This window comes from Novosphingobium acidiphilum DSM 19966 (assembly GCF_000429005.1).
GTDB classification, from domain to species: Bacteria; Pseudomonadota; Alphaproteobacteria; order Sphingomonadales; family Sphingomonadaceae; genus Novosphingobium; species Novosphingobium acidiphilum.
The window spans coordinates 1-4,450 of record NZ_AUBA01000039.1 but is presented as its reverse complement, the minus strand read 5'-3'; the positions used below and the strand labels follow the sequence as shown (position 1 = coordinate 4,450).

Sequence of the window (4,450 nt, the reverse complement as noted above, 5' to 3'; positions counted from 1 at the left end):
ACACCCGTATCGATAACGGAAACCGTGCCCGCGGGCGCCGTGACCTGACCAATCGTGGTGACCCCCTGGTCGGTCACGCTGATGTTCGTGCCGCCGTCGACGGCAACAGCCGCGCCAGCGGTATCGGACACTGTCACATTGCCCGCATGGCCCTGGTTGACAATAACTGCGCCCGTAGCGCCGACATTGATGTCACCCGAAACCGTTCCCGTGGTCGTGATCGAAACGATCCCGCCATTGGTCACCGTGACCGCGCCGTCTGACGTGATCGTGTCGGTCGTTCCGCCGGTTACCGACACAGCGCCATGGCTGCCGCTGTCGGTTACCGTGATCGTGCCACTTGGCGCCGCGTTGGCGCCGATCGTGGTCGTGCCGTTGTCGGTGACGCTGACATTGGTGCCGCCGTCGATCGCGACAGTCGCGCCGACACCCGTATCGGTCACGCTGATCGTGCCTGTGGGCACCTGAGCAGCGCCGGTCGGATATTGGCCAATCTCGGTGTTGCCGCGGTCGGTCACCGCAATGTTCTGTCCGCCATCGATCCGCACGGCTGCAGAATCGCCGATATCCGAAACCGTTACATTGCCGCCATCACCCTGCTCAACCGAAACTGTGCTTGTGGCAAAAACCCGAATGTCGCCCGCAACGTTGCCCTGGGTGATCACCTGAACCACGCCCGCATCGTTGATATTGACCGTGCCATCGCTGGTAACTGTGGTGGAAAGCCCGCCCCAAGTGTTTACCGCGCCGTGCGACCCGATATCGGTGATCGTGATCGAGCCCGAAGGCGCACGGTTCAAGCCTACGGTCGTGGCACCGCTGTCCGTAACCTGCACGGTTGCGCCGCCGTCAACAGAAACCGCCGCGCCGACCCCGGCGTCATTTACCGAAATCGTTCCCGATGTGTCGCCGGTCGCAATTGTGGTCGTGCCGTTGTCGCTAACGGTAATCGTGGTGCCGCCATCAACAGCAACCCCTGCGCCTGCGTCCGTAACCGACACATTGCCGGCATCACCCTGACCCACAGCCACCTGGCCCGTAGCGCCGACAACACTGATGTCGCCAGCAAGGGTTGCCCCTGACGTGGTGATTTGAACCGCACCGCCGCCAGTTACTGTGACAGCGCCCGCTGCCGTGATCGTATCGGTCGTTCCGCCGGTTACGGCAACCGACGCATCTACGCCGGTATCATGCACCGTGACCGTTCCGGTGGGATCAATGATCGTGTTGCCGTCATCGGTGACTGAGACGTTTACCCCGCCATCCACGGTAACGGTCGCACCGATACCGGCGTCGACAACCGTTACATCACCCAGCGGTGCAGTTTGCGCACCGACCGTTGTGTCGCCAGCATCGATCACTCCGATATTGGTACCGCCGTTGACCGTTACGCTGGACCGGTGACCGATATCGGACACGGTCACGTTGCCCGCATCGCCCTGGCCAACATTGACAGCGCCGGTCGCATCGACAACATTGATGTCGCCGGCAACCAACCCGGTCGTGGTGATATGCACCGCACCGCCATTGGTTACCGTGACCGCGCCATCCGACGTGATCGTATCGGTCGTGCCACCGGTTACCGACACCGCGCCATTGCTGCCGTCGTCGATAACCGTAACCGTTCCGGTTGGCGGAATGTTCGCACCAATCATGGTAATGCCGTTGTCGGAAACGTAGATATTGGCGCCCCCGTCCACCATCACTCCGCCGGTCGGGTCGGTAATGTGGACATCGCCGGTACCGCCATCGATGATGGTTACCTGGCCCGTGGCATCGACGCCAACGTCGCCGGAACCCGCTTCGGTGATCGAAAGCGAACCCGCGCCGTTAACCGTCACCACGCCATCAGACGTAATCGTATCAACGGCCCCACCCGTAACCGTTACCGCTGCATGGCTGCCGACATCATAGACGTTAACTGTGCCGGTTGGTGCCGTGGTTGCCCCGATTGTCGTGACACCATTATCGTGCACGTCGATATTGTGGCCGCCATCGATTGTAACAGCAGCACCGACACCTGTGTCAGTAACGCTCACATTGCCTGCATCACCCTGGGTGACCGTAACTGAACCGGTGGCATTGGTGACTTGGATATTGCCCGCGACCGATGCAGACGTGGTGATGGTGACCACACCGCCATTGATCACTGTAACCGCCCCATCCGATTGGATATTGTCGATCATCCCACCGGTCACGGCGACAGCGCCGTTGCTTCCGTAATCGTTAACCGTCACCGTACCTGTGGGTGCAACAGTCGCACCAATCGTGGTGAAGCCATTGTCCGTAACGCTGATGTTGACACCGCCATTGATTATGACGTTCGAGGCCGAAATATCTGTGACATTGGCCAAGGCACCTACGACGATATCATCACCCGACGGTCCGTTCGACGCCACGGTCAGCTGCGTAAGCGCGGTATCGCCCGACAAATCGATCGCAGCCGCATTAACCGCTGATCCAAAATTCGACGTTGTCGAAACCACGATGGTCTGAACGCCTTGAATAACCACACCGACCGGGATGGTATCAAAAGCACCGGGTGTCGAATTGCCGTCAGTCAGAATCAGTTCGTTGCCGTTGCCTGTGCCAACGATGCTATCCAGTGCGCGCAATGTGCCATAGGCACCCAACGTACCAGTGATAGTGGTATCGCCGATCGGGGTAAGGTGAACCACACTTTGCGTCAGCACTGTGGCCGCCTCTGCGGCCGCCAGTGAGGCTTGCGCGGCTGACAATTGCGCCTGTGCATTCTCCACAAGGTTAACCGCAGTCGCGGCATCTGCATTGGCTGTCGTCACGGAACCAGACGCACCCGTCACTTGCGCGAATGCCGTAGACGCGAGAGCCGAAGGTGCGATTTGGGCAACCGCAATGGCCGCGGCCAAAGTGGCGCTGGCATCAGACCTTTCAGGCGCCACAATCGCAGCAGCGGATTGGGCCAAGCTTACTGCAGCTTGCGCATCGCCAACGGCGGCTTGCGCTTGGGCAACGGTCGCTAAAGCATCCGACGCCGCGGTGTGAAGCGCTGCCTGAGCCGCCGTGATAGCATTGGCCGAATTAACAACATCCGACGCCAGAATATTTGCCGCCGCGCTATACCCCGCCTCGGCTGCAGACGTGACCGAACTGTTCTGCAATGTTGGCAATGGGGCGCTGCCGCCAGCAACAACCGACGCCGTTGTCGTTACCACCTGGGAGCCGAGTTCAATATGCCCGGCATTGAGATTGTACACAAGCGTCACGGTTTCATCCGCGAACTGGACGCTGGCCCCGACCACACCCACAGGTATGGTGACCGTCTTGCCCGCAGCATCGGTCAGCACAACCGAAGAACCGCTCTGCTTGATGGTATAGCTGGCGGCAGCGCCGGCCAGCACGATCGAATCGAGACCGCTGTTAAATGAAGGATCAAGCACGACACTTGTTCCAACAGCAACGGTGACAATATCACCGCCGGCGCTGTCGCCAAAAATGTCAACCACATCACTCGATGCTCCGATCGAGAAGTCTTCATTCGCATCGAGAATAAGACGAGACATATTTTAGCTCCTGAGCACGGAATTTAAACAAGACGCGGTTGCAGCGCCTAATTTCTGGAATTTATGCGAAAGTTACGAAGTTGGTTGCATTGTGACCCGCAGCAAGAAGTGCCGCTTGTGCAGATGCATTATCAACGATAAACGCGTTGATCGATACCGCGTCGTGCAGAACGATTTCATTGGTGTGGCCGTTACCCACTGAATAGCTGATCTCAAGGTCAGCAAGCGTAGTGGAGTCGAGCGATCCAACTGAGGAGTAATGGACGTTCTCTGGCGCGCCACCGCGGAAATCGATCACGTCATTTGCGCTGAAATTGGTGATCACGATATTGGCATCGGTCGAAATATTGTCGACGAAGCTGTTGGCACCGGCGTTCTGGGCACCATTGACCGTAACCGCGGTGGTGCCGCTGCTCAACGGCACGGTGGTCAGCGTGACCGTGCCGCCAGTGCCGCCCGTACCCGCCGCGTCGACCATGAAATCATAGCCCACTGCCGCCTCGGCCGACGCGTAATTGAACACAGGCGTGCCGTTGGTGTCAGCCCCCACCAGCGTCACCACCGAGGTGATGCCGTTCGAGGTGTAGAGCTGGCCCGGCAAAACTGCACACTGGGATAAGTGGATAATCTGCCTGACAGCGCCCACAGGGGCGCGTGACAGGAGATCAGATGAGCAGACGACCACGCCGGAACCACAGTCCGGCATTCAAGGCGAAGGTGGCATTGGCTGCGGTGAAGGGCGAGAAGACGCTGGCGGAGTTGTCGCAGTTGTTTGACGTTCACGCGAACCAGATCACGACCTGGCGCACACAGTTGCTGGAAGGGGCAGCGGGTGTTTTTGGCGCGGAGAGCGCCACCGAGGCGGCGGAACCGGCGATCGACGTGAAGACGCTTCATGCCAAGATCGG

3 protein-coding genes are annotated in these 4,450 nt (G+C 59.4%); 1 reads left to right on the top strand and 2 read right to left on the bottom strand.

All coding sequences use genetic code 11. The features are described 5' to 3' along the window. Together G404_RS0117200 and G404_RS0117195 are read right to left on the bottom strand one after the other, a co-directional pair. A partial coding sequence (locus tag G404_RS0117200; RefSeq protein WP_156906375.1) for a beta strand repeat-containing protein occupies positions 1-3,542 on the bottom strand: 3,542 nt, incomplete at its 3' end. Positions 3,543-3,603: 61 nt separating this feature from the next. After that, on the bottom strand, positions 3,604-4,143 hold the full coding sequence (locus tag G404_RS0117195) for a hypothetical protein (protein WP_156906374.1): 540 nt from the start codon (positions 4,141-4,143) through the stop codon (positions 3,604-3,606). Positions 4,144-4,211: 68 nt separating this feature from the next. Here G404_RS0117195 and G404_RS0117190 point away from each other — a divergent pair. Next, on the top strand, positions 4,212-4,450 hold a 239-nt coding region (locus tag G404_RS0117190; protein ID WP_028642141.1), incomplete at its 3' end, for an IS3 family transposase.